At 59.9% G+C, this 17,953-nt stretch carries 14 protein-coding genes and 1 tRNA gene; 10 read left to right on the forward strand and 5 right to left on the reverse strand.

Features of this window, described 5'->3' with window-relative positions; all coding sequences use genetic code 11:
- Positions 1-25 precede the first annotated feature (25 nt).
- Both FJ492_RS25610 and ppdK read right to left on the reverse strand, forming a co-directional pair.
- Positions 26-1,126, reverse strand: a complete 1,101-nt coding sequence (locus tag FJ492_RS25610; RefSeq protein ID WP_246676122.1) for a glycosyltransferase family 9 protein — start codon at positions 1,124-1,126, stop codon at positions 26-28.
- Between the two features lie 123 nt (positions 1,127-1,249).
- Positions 1,250-3,928 (reverse strand): pyruvate, phosphate dikinase, encoded by a 2,679-nt coding sequence (gene ppdK / locus FJ492_RS25615; protein WP_140752989.1) that lies wholly within the window; start codon positions 3,926-3,928, stop codon positions 1,250-1,252.
- A gap of 224 nt (positions 3,929-4,152) precedes the next feature.
- Between ppdK and FJ492_RS25620 the strand changes: the two genes are divergently transcribed.
- From FJ492_RS25620 to FJ492_RS25635, 4 genes are all read left to right on the forward strand, one after another.
- Positions 4,153-4,497, forward strand: a complete 345-nt coding sequence (locus FJ492_RS25620) for a VOC family protein (protein WP_140772896.1) — start codon at positions 4,153-4,155, stop codon at positions 4,495-4,497.
- A gap of 127 nt (positions 4,498-4,624) precedes the next feature.
- Positions 4,625-4,699, forward strand: a tRNA-Gln gene (locus tag FJ492_RS25625).
- A gap of 566 nt (positions 4,700-5,265) precedes the next feature.
- Positions 5,266-5,574: a hypothetical protein gene (locus tag FJ492_RS25630; protein ID WP_140772898.1), complete on the forward strand. Its 309-nt coding sequence runs from the start codon at positions 5,266-5,268 to the stop codon at positions 5,572-5,574.
- A gap of 65 nt (positions 5,575-5,639) precedes the next feature.
- A complete protein-coding gene (locus tag FJ492_RS25635) occupies positions 5,640-6,023 on the forward strand; it encodes a hypothetical protein (protein WP_140772900.1) in 384 nt (127 codons plus the stop codon).
- Positions 6,024-6,503: 480 nt separating this feature from the next.
- Here FJ492_RS25635 and FJ492_RS25640 read toward each other — a convergent pair whose 3' ends face one another.
- Complete coding sequence (locus FJ492_RS25640; protein WP_140772902.1) at positions 6,504-6,785, reverse strand: hypothetical protein; 282 nt, start codon at positions 6,783-6,785, stop codon at positions 6,504-6,506.
- Positions 6,786-6,837: 52 nt separating this feature from the next.
- On the reverse strand, positions 6,838-7,524 hold the full coding sequence (locus tag FJ492_RS25645; protein ID WP_140772904.1) for a hypothetical protein: 687 nt from the start codon (positions 7,522-7,524) through the stop codon (positions 6,838-6,840).
- Between the two features lie 135 nt (positions 7,525-7,659).
- Here FJ492_RS25645 and FJ492_RS25650 point away from each other — a divergent pair, with 135 nt between their 5' ends.
- From FJ492_RS25650 to FJ492_RS25675, 5 genes are all read left to right on the forward strand, one after another.
- The gene (locus tag FJ492_RS25650; protein WP_210241552.1) at positions 7,660-7,896 is read left to right on the forward strand and encodes a helix-turn-helix domain-containing protein; all 237 of its coding nucleotides are present in this window, start codon (positions 7,660-7,662) and stop codon (positions 7,894-7,896) included.
- A gap of 1,097 nt (positions 7,897-8,993) precedes the next feature.
- The gene (locus tag FJ492_RS25660; RefSeq protein WP_140772907.1) at positions 8,994-10,442 is read left to right on the forward strand and encodes a TolC family protein; all 1,449 of its coding nucleotides are present in this window, start codon (positions 8,994-8,996) and stop codon (positions 10,440-10,442) included.
- A 39-nt stretch (positions 10,443-10,481) separates the two neighbouring features.
- Positions 10,482-12,614: a type I secretion system permease/ATPase gene (locus FJ492_RS25665; RefSeq protein WP_140772909.1), complete on the forward strand. Its 2,133-nt coding sequence runs from the start codon at positions 10,482-10,484 to the stop codon at positions 12,612-12,614.
- A gap of 50 nt (positions 12,615-12,664) precedes the next feature.
- Positions 12,665-13,954 (forward strand): HlyD family type I secretion periplasmic adaptor subunit, encoded by a 1,290-nt coding sequence (locus tag FJ492_RS25670; protein ID WP_140752707.1) that lies wholly within the window; start codon positions 12,665-12,667, stop codon positions 13,952-13,954.
- A gap of 79 nt (positions 13,955-14,033) precedes the next feature.
- The gene (locus tag FJ492_RS25675; protein WP_281406156.1) at positions 14,034-14,585 is read left to right on the forward strand and encodes a ribbon-helix-helix domain-containing protein; all 552 of its coding nucleotides are present in this window, start codon (positions 14,034-14,036) and stop codon (positions 14,583-14,585) included.
- A gap of 100 nt (positions 14,586-14,685) precedes the next feature.
- On the opposite strand, the gene FJ492_RS25680 is transcribed toward FJ492_RS25675, so the two are convergent.
- The gene (locus tag FJ492_RS25680) at positions 14,686-15,639 is read right to left on the reverse strand and encodes a transglutaminase-like cysteine peptidase (protein WP_140772912.1); all 954 of its coding nucleotides are present in this window, start codon (positions 15,637-15,639) and stop codon (positions 14,686-14,688) included.
- A 323-nt stretch (positions 15,640-15,962) separates the two neighbouring features.
- Here FJ492_RS25680 and FJ492_RS25685 point away from each other — a divergent pair.
- The coding region (locus FJ492_RS25685; protein WP_210241550.1) for an Ig-like domain-containing protein at positions 15,963-17,953 on the forward strand (1,991 nt) is incomplete at its 3' end.

The raw sequence follows: 17,953 nt of genomic DNA on the forward strand, positions 1-17,953 counted from the left end.
CGACAGTCTTGCCGACCCATCGCCTTCAGACAACGCGTTCCTTTTTCAGATCGGTGCGTGCGAGGATCTCGCGCACGGCGTCGACGACCGGCTTCACCTCCAGACGCCAGACACAGCAAGCCTTGCTGGGGTCGGACCGGCGACACAAATCCCTGGCCACGCAATCGCAGGGCATTGACGGCCGAAGCGCGATGCTGGGCACGCCGACAGGTCCCCAGCGCGACGGATGAGTCAGGCCGAAAAGGCCGACAACCGGGGTACCCGCGGCAGCGGCCATGTGCATCGGGCCGCTTTCGTTGCCGAGAAACAGGCGGGCCTGTTCCAGGACCGCCAGCAGGCTCTCGAGCGAAAGCGCTCCGACCAGGTCGACCACCGGCGTCGCGGTCCCGGAAACGATCCGCGCGGCGGTTTCACGTTCGCCTGGCCCTCCCACCAGGACGACGCCCAGTCCGGTTTCGGCCGCAACCTGGTCAATTGCCTCGGCAAACCGTTCCGGCTGCCATTGCCGGCCCTTGAAACTCGCGCCCGCATGGACGGCGACGAAGGCGTTCGGGTGGATATCGTGCGTGCCCAGAAGCGCCAGGGCTTTCGCGGCCTCGAATGTCGACGGCTGGATGCTCGGTACCGTGACGCGCAAATCGATGCCGAGCGCTTCAAGTGGGGAGAGATAGCGATAGACAAAATGCTGGCCGCCAAACCCGTATGGTTTGGCAAACACATTGGCGGGCTGCCGCTCCAGCAGCTTCAGCGGCCTCTCGGGAGGATTGTAGCCGACACGCTTCCTGGCGTTGACGAACCCGCTGACGACCCGAGAGGTCTTGGAATCGGTCACATCGATCGTCAGGTCGAAGCGGAAGCGGCGCAGCGCCCGCACCACGGCATAGACCTCTTTTCCACGCTCCAGCGGGTTGCCTCGCATGCGGGCCCGCCTGAACGTAACCACCTCGGAAGCGATGCCATGCGCAACCACGAAGCTCTCGAAGTGGGCTTCGCAGAGGAATACAATCCTGGCGTCGGGAAATTCGAGCCGCAAGTTCCTGGCGAGCGTCGAGGCGAGGACGATATCGCCTATGAACTTCGTTTGAATAATCAGGATCGAGCGGAACGGAGCGGGTGATATCTGCAACGTCTGTTTCCGGAGACAATTGGCGGTCATCCGCAAATTGGTCGCAAACAATGTCGAGATTACGCTCATGTCGCCAGCACGTTCGCGTGAGTTTTCATACAAAACCGTAAGCTTCGTGCCGGTCTAGCCGCGTCCTGCCTTTGCCGCGTGCACCGCGGCCTGCGCCGCCGCCAGCCTGGCGATCGGCACGCGATAGGGTGAGCAGGAGACGTAGTCGAGCCCGACATCCTCGCAAAAGCGGATCGACGAGGGATCACCACCATGTTCGCCGCAGATGCCAAGCTTGATGCTAGGCCGCGTCGCCCTGCCCTTTTGCGCCGCCATGCGTACCAGTTCGCCGACACCGTCGATATCGAGGGAGACGAACGGATCCTGCTCGATGATGCCCTTCTGGCGGTAGGTTTCCAGGAAGGAGGCCGCGTCGTCGCGCGAGATGCCGAAGGTGGTCTGGGTGAGGTCGTTGGTGCCGAAGGAGAAGAACTCGGCCGACTCCGCAATGACATGGGCACGGATCGCCGCGCGGGGGAGTTCAATCATCGTTCCAGTGAGGTAATCGATCTTGACGCCGCTCTCGTCCATGACGCTCTTGGCGACCGCATCGATACGCGCCTTCACATAATCGAGTTCCTTCACCAGGCCGACCAGCGGCACCATGATCTCGGGCACCACCAGCGCGCCGGCTTTCCTGCCGGCCTCGACGGCTGCCTCGAAAATGGCGCGCGCCTGCATCTCGGCGATCTCCGGGTAAGACACGGCGAGCCGACAGCCGCGATGGCCGAGCATCGGGTTGAATTCGTGCAGCGCCTCGGTGCGCTGTCTGAGCTTGTCGGGCGACACGTTCATGGCGGCCGCGACTTCGGCGACTTCCGCTTCCGTCTTGGGCAGGAATTCGTGCAGTGGCGGATCGAGCAGGCGGATCGTCACCGGCAGGCCGGCCATGATTTCGAACAGCTCCAGGAAATCCGAGCGCTGCATGGGCAGAAGCTTGGCCAGCGCAGCGCGCCGGTCCTTCTCGGTGTCGGCCAGGATCATCTCGCGCATGGCGACGATGCGGGCGCCGTCGAAGAACATGTGCTCGGTGCGGCAAAGACCGATGCCTTCGGCGCCGAAAGAGCGCGCCATGCGCGCATCGAGCGGCGTTTCGGCATTGGTGCGCACCTTCATGCGGCGCACCGCGTCCGCCCACTCCATGATCGCGGCGAAATCGCCTGACAATTCCGGCTGCAGCATCGCCACGGCGCCCTTGAGCACCTGGCCGTTGCCGCCATCGATGGTGATGATGTCGCCCTTGCGGAAGGTTTGTCCCATCGAGAGCAGCGTGCCGGCCCTGTAGTCGACACGCAGCGAGCCGGCGCCCGACACACAAGGCTTGCCCATGCCGCGCGCAACGACGGCGGCGTGGCTGGTCATGCCGCCGCGCGTGGTCAGGATGCCTTCGGCCGCATGCATGCCATGGATATCTTCCGGACTGGTCTCTATGCGCACCAGGATCGCCTTGCGTCCTTGCGTCTTCAGGTCCTCGGCATCGCCGGAGGAAAAGACGATCTCGCCGGTGGCGGCTCCCGGCGACGCCGGCAGGCCGACGCCGATGACGTCGCGCGCGGCTTTTGGGTCGATGGTCGGGTGCAGCAACTGGTCGAGCGAAGCCGGATCGATGCGAGCGACCGCCTCTTCTTTGGTGATCAGCCCGTCCCTGGCCATCTCGACGGCGATCCTGAGTGCGGCCTTGGCGGTGCGCTTGCCGGACCTTGTCTGCAGCATCCACAATTTGCCGCGCTCGATTGTGAATTCGAGGTCCTGCATGTCGCGGTAGTGCTTTTCCAGGCTGTCGGAGATGGTGACGAAGGACTGGAAGGCGTCCGGCATCAGCTTCTGCAGTGACGGCTTGTCGGAACCCGCCGCGATGCGCGCCGCCTCGGTGATGTTCTGCGGCGTGCGGATGCCGGCAACGACATCCTCGCCCTGCGCGTTGACCAGGAACTCGCCATAGAGCTGCTTTTCGCCGGTGGACGGGTTGCGGGTGAAGGCAACGCCGGTGGCCGAGGTCTCGCCCATATTGCCGAACACCATGGCCTGGACATTGACCGCCGTGCCCCAGCTTTCGGGAATATCGTGCAGGCGCCGGTAGGTGATGGCGCGGTTGTTCATCCAGCTCGAAAACACCGCGCCGATCGCGCCCCAGAGCTGCTCGTGCGGATCCTGTGGGAACGGCTTGCCCAGCTCTTCCTCGACCTTGGCCTTGTAGAGCGCGATGACGCCCTGCCATTCGATGGCCGTCAGCTCGGTGTCGAGCTCATGGCCGAGGCTGGCTTTCTGGTCTTCCAGGATTTCCTCGAACACCTCGTGATCGAGACCCATGACGACATCGGAATACATCTGGATGAAACGGCGGTAGCTGTCATAGGCAAAGCGCGCATCGCCGGAATCGGAGGCCAGCGCCTCGACCGTCTCGTCGTTCAATCCGAGATTGAGCACGGTGTCCATCATGCCGGGCATCGACGCCCGGGCGCCGGAACGCACCGAAACCAGGAGCAGCTTCGACGGGTCGCCGAACCGGCGGCCAGTCAGCCGGCCGATATGGTCGAGCGCGACGGTGACGTCGGCTTCCAATCCCGCCGGGTAGGTACGGCCATCGGCATAGTAGGCATTGCAGACCTCGGTGGTGATCGTGAAGCCCGGCGGCACCGGCAGGCCCAGGCTGCACATCTCGGCCAGATTGGCGCCCTTGCCGCCCAACAGATTCCTGTCGCCGGCACGGCCTTCCGCCGCACCATCGCCAAAGGTGAAAACCCATTTGGTCATGCTTTGCTCTCCGGTTGCAGGAGATTGGAAAGATTGGCGAAACGGAAAGCTCCGCCCGTGTCCGACTTCGAGCGATATGATGCTGCAGTGCGAAACGCAAGCGCCGGGCAAGTCGTCGGGTCGCTACAATCGATTAAGAAAAAGCCATCGCCCGGGATGCGTCAAAAAGACTTGCCGCCTGATGGTTCCATGTCTAGAACATAAAGGGAACAAAGAGGTGCCTCATGAAACAGCCTGGAAAACTGGACTATCTTGAAATGCCGGCGACCGGCGGCACGCTGGACCGGATGAAAGGCTTCTACAGTGACGCCTTTGGCTGGTCGTTCACCGACTATGGACCGACCTATTCGGCCTTTGCGGAGGGGCTGGACGGAGGTTTTCAGGCCGATGCGGAAGAAGCGCCGGCCAAGCCGCTGCCTGTGCTTTACAGTGAGAATCTGGAAGAAACCCTTCGCGCCGTCGAAAGCGCCGGCGGAACGATCGTCAAGCCGATATTCCCATTCCCCGGTGGCCGACGCTTCCACTTTGTCGACCCAGCCGGCAACGAGTTGGCTGTGTGGTCCGTATAATCCGTTGCGGATCATCTGGCGGCAATCGCGCTGCTGGTCAGCCGGGTGCCTTCGCGGTCGCTCATAAGCATTGTGCTTTTCGGCTGCTCTGCTAATAACGCGCCGCACAGCGACTCTGACGGCTTATTGGGGCGTCGCCAAGTGGTAAGGCATCGGTTTTTGGTACCGACATTCCCAGGTTCGAATCCTGGCGCCCCAGCCAAGCTTCTTTTTTGGTTTTTTTCAATCACTTCAATAACATTAGAAACTTCTAAGTGTTACAACCTGGTGGGATGATCCTGGTAATGCAGACCATTGGAAAATCCTGGCCCTCGTTCAATGCATGCGGGTGCATTTGCCCACCTCAACGAAAGGGGTGTTTCCATTTGAATCCGGTCCGACAAACCCAGCATGATAGCTTCGCTGATAGCGAAGCGTGGTAAGATTGAAATCGTACTATTCGAGACCGCCATGTGTTGCACTGGAAGTTGCTGTCTGGCGACATGCCTGGATCTTTTAAGGCGAAACTTTTGAAGCCTGGTAGAGACTTCCCGGCGCGACCACCCGCTTCAACGGTCGTGACCTCCGGTTTGTGGGCTTGGACACAGGACGACGGTTTTGAATTCTGTCGACTACAAAGCGACCTAAAATCGTGCGGTGTGACCCGCCCTAAGCCTATGACCCGCCCGGTGATGGCCGGGCGGGTTTGGTCTCTTCTGTGTGATGACGAATGGGCTGTTCAAGCTCTTCTTCCGGCCACAATTATGCTAAAGACCGATTGCCATTGTCGTGGCTCTTGTTCTCGGCCTCTATCTCGGAACCTTGCTGCATTTCCACTATGCACAGCCTGCCGCTGATTCCCTAACAAGACCGCGCGTGTTGCTCTTCAAAAAGGAACAGATCGGGCTTTTTGTAATCTCCCCCGCCGATTGGCTGATGTATCGCGCTGGCTACACTCTGTTCGTAACAGAAAGTGAGGGTTTCGAGCGCGTATTAGGGATCGGTGAAGTGCTTATCTTTCTAGATGACAAGAACGTTCAACTGTTGGTAAGAGAACGGGCTGCTGGCGCAGACGACATTTGGACGAGCCTTGACTAGCTCAAAGGACCACTTCGGCCAAATTGTCCTAAAGCCAGGCGTCCCAAGAATCGAGTGGATCGCACATGAAACAAGCTAAGGTCGCCAATGTGATAAGCCCCTATAAAGTCGTCTTGAACGTCGGCGCGAGTGAAGGCGTGGCGGTGCGTGAAGACTATATATTGTATCGACGAGGTAAGGAGATTGTGGACCCGGACACTGGCGAGAAACTGGGCGTATTTGAAGAGGTAATCGGGCGCGGCGTCATAACCTACGTTCAGGAGCGGATCGCGACGTTGGAATCTTCTGAAGTTCTGGAGGGCGGAAGGAAGATAATACGAAAAAATCCGAGTGCCTTGTCCGGCTTGCAGGGCCGCTTCACCCCCACCACCGAAGAAGTTGTTGAGATACCAGACCAGACGAAGCCGTTCCAGCATGCGAAGGTCGGCGATCTTGCGAAGCGCATTTAGCTCAAGCCATTCAGTCCCACGCCAGATCGCTGTTGATCTACTGCTCTTTAGCGTCCCCTACCCGAGATGATTGCGCCTGGGCGCATTTGCGTTCGCAACTCGCTTTGCACGGCGCGCACGGCGTCTTGCGTTTCGTGGGCCGTCTGGCGTGCTAATGCGTTGTTTGCTCTACGGTGCCGCCCTAGGCGATCACGGCGACGCTCACCGGAGCCAGTGCCGTGACGCTGCCATTGTTGATTGCCACGAAGACACTCGTGCATACAGAGGCGTCTTGACCAAACTGCTGGGTTTCGCGATATGATGAGTTCGCGGATCTGTTGGCTTCATCTCCGCTCCTTTACCGCCCCGCGGCGATTTAAAGTGGTGGTAGTTTGAAGTGGTGGCGAGTCACCCCTACCTGCGAAGCGCGACTCGTTGCGTCAACCAGCGGCGATTCTGCGGTGTCATGAGATTAAAAGTGCCGAGCGAGACGCGGGTTGCTCAATCGAACGTCCGCCATTCGGGAAGGATACGGAAGAAGCCGCTGACGTTTTCCACAATCTGGTGTCTATCCTCCTTGGACAGAGATCGACCGCTTCGTGCTTCGAAGAGCTGAACCGTCCTTTCCAGCAAGGCGTCGTCCACAGCCCGTGCTTTAGACGAGGGATTGGCCTCGACCTGCCGACCAGCATCCCTTCGCGTTGTCTTCATTACACTTGCCCTGTTGGGGACGCGTATCTGCGGGCAAGGATCGTCGAAATCCTTGAAATCTCGCATGGCCATTGTGTACCTCCGGTAGCCCTTTCTACTCCGCTCGCATTTCCGCAGGTTGTTCCTAACGGTCTGGCGGCCCTTTGGGTCCCTTCGGGGCAGAGACCGAGTTCGGTTCTCGTTGCTGGCCAATCCGAACAACATCCTGCAAGGCCGAGCGAATCTGCGGCCAAGGAAACTCATTATCGTCCTTCGAAGCCTGCCCTTGCGTAAGTACGGCATCAAGCTTGGCTGCCACACCGGCAAGGGAAGTTGCAGGGAGTGCGAAGAGCATCCCGACCAGATGGTCGGCACGGCTAGCAGCTTCGCACTCGGCCCTCAGCGTCTCCGAATAGCCGATCTCCCTATCGGTGGCATCCCAGCGAGCTTGATGAGCTGCTAGCTCGGCTTCAGCCTTTGTACGGACGGAGAGGTCTTCCTTGCCAACATTGAGCGCGTCGCGGAGTGCCTCGAGAGAACGCAACGTCACATACCTGCCGTCGCGCAGCTGAATCTTCGAGCAAGGAAATCCAACGGTTTTGACGAGTTTTCGCTCCAGAAGTTGCTGCTGCCGACACAGATACTCAGTGTGGTCGTGGGCCGCTCGCCATTTTTGCCAGGCCGATACGGCTGGATCGACCATTTGGGCGGTTTCCAGGGTTTTGCGGTCAAAAGCGCCTCCCTTGGTGATCGCAATTGCAATTGCCGTTCCCGCAAGTACCTTCCTTCGGGTGACGGCAGACAAACTCATGGTATGGTCGGAATCAGCCATGATCCGAGCTCCAAACAGCTTGGGTTGTGGTCAGGCCGGATCGGTGTTGCACCACCTTTCCGGCCGCTGAACGTCCTCATGAATACAGTTAGAGCAGACTATGAGCAACAAAAATCACCACAATATGGTGATCTTATGACACCGGTGCAGTGCAGGATGGCTCGGGCAGCGCTGGATTGGGGCGTTCTGGATCTCGCTAAGAAAGCAGGCATTTCAACACAGACCATTGTTCGTCTGGAACGAGGTGACGCGCTAAAACAACCGACTCTCGACCGAATACGCGAAACCTTCGAAGGTGCCGGGGTGGCATTCATTCCGGAGAACGGTGGCGGCCCCGGCGTGCGATTGGCGCGGCGATCTGACAACGTGTAGCCTGCCCCTCGACTGTCCGCCTCAAGGCTTTGGGCCGAAAGGCGCCCAGCTTAGGCACAGGCTTGTGCCAAGGCTGTAGCGTCGATCCCGCCTTCCCATAGGAACAGGAGAATGCGCGCCGCCAAGGCGTTTGGCGCCAGATAGGACGCAAGGGTGTCGGGGAGCATCACACAGCCGAGACTTCCAACGCTGCCATGGCTCATTTATCGGAGCGCTTTGTGGAACGGCCGTTCATAAGACTTGGCCGGTCAGTTTTCGGCGCACAGAAAGGATTGACCGGCAAAGGGAGTATCCGACAGGGAGTTTCTATCCGACAAAATACTCCTGATAGCTGTGGGCGAACAGCGTACGCCACGGGGTGCGGACATCTACAAGCACATAGTGCCGATTTCGGTATTGATGGGCTACGGGGTTAGCCGCGTTTGTCGAGTTGCATAGCTCAGCCGACGGTCTTTTTGCAGAGTTAGCAAAAAACTGACAATCGGCCCAACAAGCGTGGCTGTTCGGCTTTAATTTTCTCGTCGCTGCATTGCCACCAGCGGATAGCGAGCAAGCCGGCAATCTGGTCGAAATTATGAGGTCCAGCCTCGCACACGAGCGCCGCGCATATCGGCTGGAGGTGCCAGACAGAAAATTCGAAAAGCTTCCAGGAACCCAGCCAAGCGCAGACTTTGCTTGAGACTGAAGCACGCACCGAATCGGCTCTGCTCAAAACGCCGCGCCAAGCGCGAGCATGGTGACAGTCGGGCTGGGCCAGACCGGCCCCTCCTGCACCCGAATTGATGAGCGTGCCCTTATTGCCTCCACGAGAGCAACCTTATTTGCAGACACCCGTCAGCATGTTGTCAGAACAGGCTTGCTGTTGGCCATCTCCATACTTGTCGCGGTGCTTCAAGTTTCGACACCGGCACTTGATACCGCCAACATCTCAAATGTGTGCTATTTTTGCTACATTTTCTGGCCGTCTGCCCAAAACCTATCGTTTAGTCACAGCTTAATAATGAAACGTCCACGTTAATTTGTAAGATAGCGAACAAAGCCAGGCGCCGAGCCCGGCTGGGGCGCTCTTGAAAGGGCGGGGAAACGTGGGTGGGAAAATGAAGACGACAGGTCTGTCGACCAAGGTCATGGGCGTTGGCCTCTTGATGACGGCTACCATGCTGAGCTGCTGGGGCGCGCATGCATTGACGCTCAAGGAGGCCATGGCGGTTGCGGTGGAATCCAACCCGGAAATCGGCCAGGCCATCGAAAACCGTGAGGCGATCGAGTTCGAGCTGCGGCAGGCGAAAGGGCTTTATCTCCCAAGCGTCGACCTGCAGGCATCTACTGGTGCTCGCCGCCTGGACAACTCCTCCCGCCGAGCGCTCTCCATCGAGCACGATGCGCTTTATCCCGCGGAGACCGATCTGACGGTTTCACAAACGCTTTATGACAGCGGCGCAAGACGAGCCGAACTCAACCGTCAGGCCTCGCGAGTCGATGGCGCCTCGTTCCGCGTGCTGGAGCGATCTGAGTTCATTGGGCTGTCGGTTGTCCAGGATTACCTGGAATACATGCTTCAGGGCTCGATCGTGGTAGAGGCAAAGAAGAATCTGGGCTTTCATCAAGCGATTCTCCACGACATCCGGGAAGGCATAGCAGGCGGCGGGTTGAACGAAGCCGACCGGCAACAGGCCGAGGAGCGCTTGTTTGCGGCCAAGGCCCGCATGCAGGAAGCCTCCGAGGAACTCGAGGCCTCGAGGATACGCTTCTTCAAGACAGTCGGGAAACCGCTGACCAATGCTTCGCGGCCTGGCGATGTTTCCTCCGCGCTGCCAAGGTCCCTCGACGATGCACTGGGCATTGCGCGGGAGAACAATCCGCGCGTCCACATGGCCAATAGCGATATTGCGGCCGCGGCCTCGCAGGTTGACGCCGCTCGGGCGAAATACGGCCCTTCGATCGTCGCCGAAGGCGCAGCCCGGGCCGGATATGACATTGACGGCGACAATGGAGATACCTCCGATTTGCAGGCACGATTGGTGCTGCGTTGGAACCTGTACCGCGGCGGCATCGACAAAGCGAATGAGCAGGAGCAAATCCGCCGCGCCAGCGAGCAGCGGCTTGGGCTGCATCAGGTTCTGCGGGAGATCGAAGAGGCCGTTCGCACGTCCTGGGATCGCCGCTTCCGGCAAGCCGATTTGGCAAAGACCCTGAAGCTGCAAGCCGCTTCCAGCGAGAAGCTGGTTGCCTCTTATCGCGAGCAGTTCAAGGTCGGACAGCGCTCGCTGCTCGATGTGCTGGATGCGCAGAATACACGGTTCAACACAGCGACGCTGGCGGACACCGCGTCCTACGCATCCCTCTTTGCCCAATACCGGCTTCTGGCAGCGACCGGGCAGTTGCTGAAAACGATGGACATCCATCCGCCAAAGCAGGCCACGGCCTACGCCAAGGACGAATTTGCTGTTCCGGCGAACGCGGACACCGAAACCTATCCACGGACCCCGTCGGAACAGACGAACGATATACCTTTCGACATCCTTGCCCCGGTCAGGAAGAAGTGAGTTGGTGTAAGGGAAGTTGAGGGTCCTGGCGGGCGGGTCGTGAATCAGCAGCCACATATTCTGTCGCCCAAGGAGGCATTCAAGGCCTGCTTTTCGGCGGTTGCCGCCTATCTCGGCAGGCCGAGCGCGGAAACCGTGCTGTTTGCCGGGGTACCGATTTCGGACACGCGCATCGAGGTCACCGAGATCAGGCATCTTGCCGAACGCATCGGTCTCGAGACCCACGAATTCAACCATCGCGACTTCTTGCGCGGTCGCCTCGATCTTCCGGCAATTCTCTTCCGTGTCAGCCAGTTGCCGATCGCCCTGCTGGCGGAAATCGACGGTGACGGGTATCTCACTGCCCCGCAGGAAGACGGGCGCACGACTGTCGGCAAATCCGAGCTGGCCGCAAGTTACATCAGCGGCGGCGTATCCTTCTCGATCACCTATGCCAACGCCACCGAAGGCATGAAGGTCGGGTCGGCGCAGCAGATCGAACGGCGCCATTGGCTGACAGGAACGATGGGCGCTTTCTGGCGCACCTATTCGAAGGTCGTGCTGTCGGCGATCTTCATCAACCTGCTGGCCATCGCCTCGCCGATCTTCACCATGAACGTCTATGACCGCATATTGCCGAACAAGGCGATATCGACGCTTTGGGTGCTGGCGATCGGTATCGGTGCCGTCATTCTTTTCGACCTGCTTCTGAAGACGGCCCGGGCCTCGCTCATCGACTATGCCGGGCGCAAGGCGGACCTGCGGATATCGTATTTGCTGTTCGAGAAGGTGCTGAATTCATCCTTGTCCGCGCGCCCGGGCTCGACCGGCGAATATGCAAATCGCGTCACTCAATATGAGTTCGTCAGGGAGTTCTTCACCTCCAACACCATCAGCGTCTTCATCGACACGGCGTTCGTCTTCATCTTCCTGCTGGTCATCTACGCGATCGGCGATTGGTTGGTCATCATACCGGCCTTGGCATTCGTGGCGTCGGTGATAGTCGGCCTCGTCACGCAACGCCGCATCGGCAAACGGGTCGCCGCCTCGATGAATGAAGCATCCCAGCGCCAGGCCTTGCTGGTCGAGTCCATCTCCACGCTGGAAACAATCAAGTCCCTGCGCGCCGAAGCCTATTTGCTGAGGAAGTGGGGCGAGCATTCGAAGAACGCGGCCAACACCTCCGAGAAGATCAAGCAGCTCTCGGCGGCGGCCGGCAACATCACCCAGGCCATCCAGCAGCTCGTGACGGTCGCCCTGGTCGTGGCCGGGGCCTATGCCTTTTCGGAAGGGCATGTTTCGACAGGAGCCATTATCGGCACGGTGATGCTGGCGAGCCGGGCCGTGGCTCCGCTCGGCCAGGTCGCGATCACCTTGTCGAGATTTCGCCAGGCCATGCTCTCCCTGAGAATGGTGAATTCCATCATGGCCCAACCGGAGGACCGGCCGGACACGGTGGGCTTTGTCAATCGCCCGATCCGCAATGGGGCGATGACGTTCAAGAATGTCGGCTTCGTCTACCCCGGCTCGGAAAACGAGGTTCTGTCCGGCCTGAACTTCTCGGTGAAGCCGGGCGAGCGCATCGGCATCATCGGCCGCATCGGGTCGGGCAAGACGACGATGGGACGCCTGATCGGCAGGCTTTTCCTGCCGAGTTCAGGCGAGCTGCTGCTGGATGGCATCGACATCCGCCAGTATCACCCGTCGGAGGTGCGCGCCGCCGTGGGTATCGTCGCGCAAGCTGGCGATCTGTTTTCGGGCACCGTGAAGGAGAACCTGCTCATGGCAGCTCCCGAGGCGACCGACGAACAGATCATCGAAGCCGCAAAAGCCGCCGGGGTCGACGAGTTCGTCTCTCGCCATCCACGCGGCTACGACATGAATGTCGGCGAGCGGGGCACCAATCTTTCCGGCGGGCAGAGACAGACGGTGGCGATTGCCCGGCTGCTTTTGACCAAGCCGAAGATCGTCTTTCTGGATGAACCGTCCGGCTCGATGGACTTGGCTTCGGAACGACAGCTGATCAAGCAACTCAAGACAGCATTTGACCGCAACACGACGCTGATCGTCTCGACGCATCGCTTCAGCATGCTCGAATTGGCTGATCGCCTTATTGTTGTCGAGCAGGGAAAGATCGTTGCCGATGGACCAAAAGAACAAGTCATTCAGGCGCTGCAGAGAACCAATACCTGAAGGAACAAATTATATCGGGCTGAAACCGATATAATAACGGGGCGTAGGAAATGCTTGCCAGGGAAGACCGCCCGCCGCTTTTTGCGACGGCGTCCATATTCATCATAGCGGCGCTCTTCGTCGCCTTTGTCGCTTGGTCATCATTCGCCGAGGTCGACGAGATCGCGCGTGGCGACGGCAAGGTCATACCGGCTTCCAAGACCCAGGTCATCCAAGCCAGCGAGCCGGGCGTCGTTCAGGAAATCGCCGTTAAGGTGGGGCAGGTCGTCAGGAAGAACGACCTTATCATTCGTCTCGACAACACTTTGAACACGTCCAGCCTCGGCGAACAGCAGGCCAAGGCGCGGGCCCTGCAAACACGGATCGCCAGGCTCAAATACGAACAGAGCGGCAGCATCACCGGATCGTTTCCGTGTCCGCAGGATATTCAGGCGGTGGCGCCGGAAATCTGCGACAACGAGCAAAATCTCCTCGTTGCCCGGCGCGAAAACTTCGACAACAAGCTGTCGGTGCTCAAGTCGCGCCTCGACCAGCGCGAAAAGGAACTCGACGAGGCGAACGCCAATCTCGACCGACTGACAAAAAACCTGGACGTGAGCGACCAGCAGGCGAAGCTGGTCGACGCGATGGTCAAGAAAGGTCTGATGGCAAGGACCGAGCAGCTCAAGGTCGAGCAGGAGCAGACCGAACTCAACGGCCAATTGAACCTGGCCGGCGAGACGATAAAGAAAGCCAAGTCGGCGATCACCGAGGCGCAGCTCCAGGTCGAGGAACTCGGGCTGCAGTTGAAGCAGGAAGCGCTCGATGACCTGACGCAGGCCTTGGCCGATCTTTCGGTGGTGGACGAAACCATTCGCGGCGCGACCGACAAAGTCGCGCGAACCGATATCCGCTCGCCGGTGGACGGGATCGTCAACACGATGGAACTGAACACCGTCGGCGCTTTCGTCCAGCCCGGAACTGTCGTAGCCGGCATCGTGCCCACTTCCGAGACATTGCTGGTCGAAGCACGTGTTTCGCCCCGCGATGTCGCCTTCATCCGCCCCGACCAGGATGCCTTGATAAAGGTCACGGCTTACGATTTCTCGATCTTTGGCGGCATCGAAGGCAAGGTTTCCAATATTACCGCGGACAGCCTGGTCGATCAGAAGACGGGCGAGCCCTATTATCAGGTGCGCGTTTCAACCGACAAATCGACACTGGAGCGAGACGGAAAGGCATATTCGATCATCCCCGGCATGATCTGTTCCGTGGACATCAAGACCGGGCGCAAGACGATCCTGAGCTACCTGCTGAAGCCGATCAACAAAGCACGTCAGGAGGCAATGAGTGAGCGCTAGCGCCATCTCTCCCCCGCCCCCCGAAGACCGTTTGCTTCTGCCGCTGCCGACAGAAGATTTCGAGCTCGAGTTCCGCGTCGTGGCGCGCGGCGGCACAAGGCGCGGCATCCGTCTGGAGCGGGCCTTCTGGCTTTCGCTGAAACAGATGGCCGAGAGCCGCAAATGCACCATCGGCATGCTGGTCGACGAGATCGCCGAAAGTCACGCGGAGAACGGAAACCTGACCTCGGCAATTCGGGTGGCCTGCATTCGCGCGTTGGGACACGAGAACCTGAATTTGCGCAGGCTTGCGTCGATCAGGACGGTAAACGCCATTCTGCTTGCCTGTCCGTCGCCGGCTTTCGCTTTGGCATCGACCAAGAAGATCGTGACGTTCAATGCGCCATTCCAGCAATTGGTCAAACGGCAGTTGCCGACGGCGTTCGACGGAGACACGCGGCAGGACCTGAAGCTGGCGCTGGATCTCAACGTGGCGGATATATTCGCGCGCCTCGACACCAACGGCGACGTTGCCGTTGCGAGCGGATTTGTGATCGGCGCCGGTGAGCGCCGTTACCGGGGTCAGCTTAACGTGGTGCGCGCGCCGGTGCTGGACCTGGAATTGCTGATGGCTTTTGTCTTCAACGGTTAGAGCCGCTCATCGTTTCGCAATTCCCGGCGGAAGCGCTATGCATTTTTCCTGAAATTGCTCTGGGCATTCGGCCAGGACAAAACGCGGCCGCGCTTTGCCTTTACTTGACTTCCATCTGCGCGCCTTCGCCAGGCGCGACGGTTTCGAAACCGCCCTTGACGTCGGCCATCTGCGTGGCCCCCGGTTTGGACCCATGGATCCATGCCCGGTCGGTGCTGAACGAGTACAGTGGCTGATAGTCCGGAAGAGCGCTGTCCTTGAGCACCGTATTGTTGAGACTGTCGAGAATGTAAGCGCCGCTTGCAGTGCTCACCGAAAGCACGGCGTGGAAGAAACCTCGCTTGCGGTCCTGGAGAACGACGAGCGACATGCTGCGTGCCGGAATGCCGGTCCTCAGCAACGCCGTCATCTTGAGAATGGCGAAGTCCTCGCAGTCGCCGGCGCGATTGGCGAGGATTTCCGAAGGCTTCGCCCAATAGTCAAGCTTGCCGTAAACGACGCTGTCCTTCCTGTAGGCGATCAGGTGGTTGATGCCGCTGTTGATGAACGACAGTTTTTCGACAAACCCCTTGCCTTGGGCAGCCGAAACCATGGCCGCGAAGGCCGGGCTCTTGTGGTCGCAGGGACTGCCGGCGGTGCAACTGGTTATGGCCTGGTAGACCGGTGCCCAGCGCGCCGAAACCGGAAAATTGCGCATGGACAGCGCAACCGACCCGAACACGCCCGGGATAATCGACGCAGTCTGCATCGGGTCGATATCCCTGCCTTCTTGCGCCATCAAGGCGCTGGACCGGTCTTGCACGGAAACGGGATTGTAGCCGTTCAGGACCAGGCTGATCTGGTAGGCGGCGGCCGGCTGCCAGGGCTGGTACCTCCGCAGCGAAATGCCGCCGAGGCCAGGCGGCGCCTGGACCGTCCCAAGCAGTGCCGTTTCGGGCAGGAAATCCCTGATGACGGGCCCGGCAAGGGCCGGCTGCGCCGCGCCGGCCATCCCGAGCGCCAGCAGAAGCAGCTTGAGTTTTCTCTTCCCCGGAGCATTCTTTTGTTTTTTCATGACGCCCACCTTTGACCGTAGACGCTACCAATCTTGTCTCAAATTACTGGAAATGAAGGTGGATAACTTTCCCGCAAAGTGCTTTTGCTATTTTGTGTAAAATTTTATACGTATTTATACTTCTATTTACCAAGTTTTTCGCGCTAGTCGTGGCAAAGCGCCGCGCATTCCAAGCAAGATATAACTGATTATATGTTCACAGTTTACCAAGCGTAAAAAAAGTCATCGGACGCATATCCAAATATATAGAATGGATTGACGGACCGTTGCAAAGTCGAGGCGCCGCCTGTCTCTTTCCGGGAAATGCCGGAGGGGTTAAAGCTATGACGACCAGTATTGAGTTGGACAACGTTTCGAACTCGTGGGACGAGCATTCCGTCTCCAACGATCACCACGACCTGACAGCGCCGATCCAGTTGGTGGCGCAGGCCGCGCCGGCCGAGCAAGCGGCGGCGCCGGCTCAAACAGCGCCGGCAGCGGCCGAGCCTGTGCCGGTCGATGTCGGCGGCGGCGCGCCGGCGGCTGCTCCGCCAGCGGCAAATGCCCCCCACGAATACGTGGCGGACGCAAGCAACGTCGTAAAGCTTCCCGCCAACGTCTCGATCGACAACATCAAGGTCGACGGCCAGAACCTCGTGCTCGAGCAGGCGGACGGCTCGGTCATCGTCATCAAGGACGGTGCCCTGAATGTGCCGACCTTCATCATCGGCGAAGTCGAAGTGCCGCGTGTGGCCTTGATCGCCGCGCTGGAAGCGAGCCATGTCGATGTCGCCTTCGGCGCGGACGGCTCGATATCGGCGGGCCCGGGAGGTTCGACCTCGAGCGCCGGCGGCAATTTCGAACAGCCTGCCGGCGGGATCGGCGACGGCTTCGGCCTGTCGGCCCTCCTGCCACCAACGGACCTGCAATTTGGGCAGCCGGATCATCGCGAATTGTTCCCTTCTTTGGTCGACAGAGGCGTCTCCGTCGTGGCCATGTCGCTGACCAACCCTGATCAGGCGGCCAGCGAAACCGGACTCGATGGCGGCCCGCAACAATCGCCGGGCAGCGAGGCTCCGAGCAACTCCGAAACTTCTGGCGTCGGCTCGATCAGCATCGACGCACCCGATGGCATTGGCTCGATTGTCATCAATGGCACCACCGTGACCGGAGTCGGCCAGCAAATCGCGGGCGAGTTCGGATACATCACGATCCTATCCTTCGATCCTGGCACGGGTGCCATCCAGTATGACTACACCGTCACCGAGTCGGTCACGCATCCCGTTAACACGACCGGATACGACGCCAACGATACGGTTCCGGACAATTTCAGCATCACCGTCACGGATGTCGACGGCGATACGGCGAGCACGACCTTCACCGTCGCGATCATCGACGACGTGCCGACGGCGGTTGCCGACACCGACAGTACCACGGAAGGCGGCACAGCGAACGGCAACGTGATCACCGGGCTTGGTAGCGACGGCAATGCTGCCGGCGCCGACACCAAGGGCGCGGACGGCGCCGCGGTGAGCGGCGTGACGGGCGCCGGGGCAACGACGGTGGTAGGCGGCGACTTCCATGTCGTCGGCCAGTACGGCACGCTGACGCTGAACCCGGACGGCACGTATAGCTATGTCGCCAACTCCAACATCAACAACGCCTCTCCGGTGACCGACACCTTCACCTACACGCTGAAGGACGGCGACGGCGACACCTCGCAGACGACGCTGAATATCACCATTAGCGACGGGGTTGACCCGTCGGTGCTGACCAACGCGATCATCACCGTGGACGAGGCAGGGCTCGGCACCGTCAATGCCACCGGCAACGCGGCCGCGACCAATGTCGAGGACGGTAGCGGAACGGTATCGTTCCATGCCGGTTCGGACAACATCACCGGGATGGCGTTCACGTCGGTTGCCGGCATCACGGCGGACGTCAACGGGGTTGCCGGCGCCGACATCGTCTGGACGCTCGTCGGACCGACGCAGATCACCGGTTCGATCAACGGCATCGATGCCATCCATATCGACCTGGTCGCGTCGTCGCTGCCGATCCTGGCGGGCACCGACGGATCCGCCACAGTCGATGTGACGCTGCTCGACAACTTCCCGCATCCCGACGCGGGTGGGCAGAACGTCATCAACCTGACCGGCATCAATGTGGTCGCCACCGATACGGACGGCAGCCTGGCGAATGCAACGGTCCAGGTCAATGTCGTTGACGACGTGCCGACGGCCCACAATGACGGGCCGTACGCGGTCGTCGAGGATAGCGCCAGCACGGTCTCGGGCGATGTGCTTGCCAATGACGCTTCCGGCGCCGATGCCCC

Source organism: Mesorhizobium sp. B2-5-4 (genome assembly GCF_006441095.1).
Lineage (GTDB): Bacteria > Pseudomonadota > Alphaproteobacteria > Rhizobiales > Rhizobiaceae > Mesorhizobium > Mesorhizobium salmacidum.

Excerpts from the sequence above, each read along its gene's own strand:
- FJ492_RS25650 (WP_210241552.1), top strand. The coding sequence starts at position 7,660 with ATGACACCGGTGCAGTGCAGGATGGCTCGGGCAGCGCTGGATTGGGGC.
- FJ492_RS25640 (WP_140772902.1), bottom strand. The coding sequence starts at position 6,785 with ATGGCCATGCGAGATTTCAAGGATTTCGACGATCCTTGCCCGCAGATA.
- FJ492_RS25645 (WP_140772904.1), bottom strand. The coding sequence starts at position 7,524 with ATGGCTGATTCCGACCATACCATGAGTTTGTCTGCCGTCACCCGAAGG.
- FJ492_RS25660 (WP_140772907.1), top strand. The coding sequence starts at position 8,994 with ATGAAGACGACAGGTCTGTCGACCAAGGTCATGGGCGTTGGCCTCTTG.
- FJ492_RS25635 (WP_140772900.1), top strand. The coding sequence starts at position 5,640 with ATGAAACAAGCTAAGGTCGCCAATGTGATAAGCCCCTATAAAGTCGTC.
- FJ492_RS25620 (WP_140772896.1), top strand. The coding sequence starts at position 4,153 with ATGAAACAGCCTGGAAAACTGGACTATCTTGAAATGCCGGCGACCGGC.
- ppdK (WP_140752989.1), bottom strand. The coding sequence starts at position 3,928 with ATGACCAAATGGGTTTTCACCTTTGGCGATGGTGCGGCGGAAGGCCGT.
- FJ492_RS25680 (WP_140772912.1), bottom strand. The coding sequence starts at position 15,639 with ATGAAAAAACAAAAGAATGCTCCGGGGAAGAGAAAACTCAAGCTGCTT.
- FJ492_RS25670 (WP_140752707.1), top strand. The coding sequence starts at position 12,665 with ATGCTTGCCAGGGAAGACCGCCCGCCGCTTTTTGCGACGGCGTCCATA.